This window comes from Micromonospora sp. NPDC049580, assembly GCF_040675595.1.
Taxonomy (GTDB): Bacteria; Actinomycetota; Actinomycetes; order Mycobacteriales; family Micromonosporaceae; genus Micromonospora.
This window is the reverse complement of sequence record NZ_JBFAPG010000781.1, coordinates 1-1647: the sequence shown is the minus strand read 5'-3', so window position 1 is coordinate 1647 and position 1647 is coordinate 1. Positions and strand designations below refer to the sequence as shown.

At 71.2% G+C, this 1647-nt stretch carries 2 protein-coding genes; one reads left to right on the top strand and one right to left on the bottom strand.

Annotation, left to right across the window (positions count from 1 at the left end; translation table 11 throughout):
- Nucleotides 1-156 precede the first annotated feature (156 nt).
- Nucleotides 157-708 carry a GNAT family protein gene (locus AB0J68_RS32045; RefSeq protein WP_354862659.1) on the bottom strand — a complete coding sequence of 184 codons (552 nt, stop codon included), beginning with the start codon at nt 706-708 and terminating at the stop codon, nt 157-159.
- A gap of 167 nt (nt 709-875) precedes the next feature.
- Here AB0J68_RS32045 and AB0J68_RS32040 point away from each other — a divergent pair, with 167 nt between their 5' ends.
- Entirely contained in the window at nt 876-1607 is a 732-nt protein-coding gene (locus AB0J68_RS32040) for a VOC family protein (protein WP_354862657.1), read from the top strand.
- Nucleotides 1608-1647 lie beyond the last annotated feature (40 nt).

Sequence of the window (1647 nt, the reverse complement as noted above, 5' to 3'; positions counted from 1 at the left end):
CCCCGGACTACCTGTTCATCGACGGCGCGTGGCGCGACCACGAACGCTGGGCCATAACCGCCCCCACCCCGCCCTCCCGCCGCCCCCGCCGTCCCGTCCCGTTGATCAAGAGGTTTGCGTCACGACACGCCGGTGTCGGTGACGCGAACCTCTTGATCACGCGGGAGGCGGGGTGGGGGTGAGAGGTGGGGTGGGGGCGGTTATGGCCCAGCGTTCGTGGTCGCGCCACGCGCCGTCGATGAACAGGTAGTCCGGGGAGAAGCCCTCCAGGCGGAAGCCGAGCTTCCGGGCCACCCGCCGCGACGGTTCGTTGCCCGGCTGGATGTTCGCCTCCAGGCGGTGCAGCCCGGCTGTCGTGAACGCGTGGTCGATCACCAGCGCGACGCCCGTCGAGGCGTGCCCGGTGCCGCTGTACGGCTCGAACGCCGCGTACCCCAGGTAACCGCCGCGCAGCGCGCCCAGCACGATGCCGCTGATGTTCACGTAGCCGGCGATCGCGCCGCTGGCCCGGTCGCAGATCAGGTAGCCGGCGCTGTCCCGGCGACGGATGCGGCGCAGGTAGCGGTCGTACTCCTGCGGGGTCGCCGGCGCGGCCAGCCACGGGTGGTGCAGGTCCCGGCTGCGCAGGGCGGCCGCCACGAACTCGTCGACGTCGGCGGGTCGGGGTCGCCGGATGGCGGCGGGACCACCGCTGCGCAGGTATCTCACGGCGGACCACTCTGACCGACCGGCGCGGCCGTTGTCCAACCGGCCCGCCACCCGCTCCTGCGATCAGCGCGTCGGGACGTCGGTGCTCTCCCGGGGCAGCACCGCGTGTGGCGCGACGATCTCGGCGGTCGTTCGCACCGGCCGCGCGTCCGCATAGCATCGTCGGCATGGCAACGCGGCTGGTACAGATCAACATGAAGGCTCGGGACGACTCCGCCCTGGGCGGTTTCTGGGCAAAAGCGCTCGGCTGGGGAATCTCCAGCGAGGGCCCGGGTGTCACCAACCTCGAACCCGAGGGCTTCGTCTACCCCGATCCCGTCGCCGTCTGCGTCGACATCGTCGTCTCCCCGGAACCCAAGACGGTGAAGAACCGCGTGCACGTCGACCTGGCCACCACCTCGGCGGCCCACCAGGCGGAGGTGGTGGCGCGACTGAAGGGTCTCGGCGCGACGCTCGCCGACGTGGGCCAGGGCGACGTGCCGTGGACGGTCATGGCCGACCCGGAGGGCAACGAGTTCTGCGTGCTGGACTCGCTCTACGACGACACCGGACCGATCGCCTCGGTGGTTGTCGACTGCGCGGATCCGCGGGTCATGGCCCGTTTCTGGGGCGAGGCCATGGACTGGACCGTGCACAAGGTGACCGAGGACAGCGCGGTGCTGCGCTCGGCCAAGGGCGTGGGCCCCTATCTGCAGTTTCTCCGCACTCCCGACGTGAAGACGGTGTGGAACCGCGTCCATCTCGACGTCCGCCCCTATCCGGGTGACGACCTGGAGGCCGAGGCGGCCAGACTGCGGTCTCTCGGCGCCACCGCCGTCGACCTGGGCGACGGCGACGTGCCGTGGAAGGTCCTCGCCGACCCGGAGGGCAACGAGTTCTGCCTCCTCACGCCGAGCTGACCCACACCCTTGTTCTCGGCGCGGCGCGTGCCACCGGGTG

What these genes read in the sequence shown, in the direction of transcription:
- AB0J68_RS32040 (WP_354862657.1), top strand. Translation starts at nt 876, where the DNA reads ATGGCAACGCGGCTGGTACAGATCAACATGAAGGCTCGGGACGACTCC.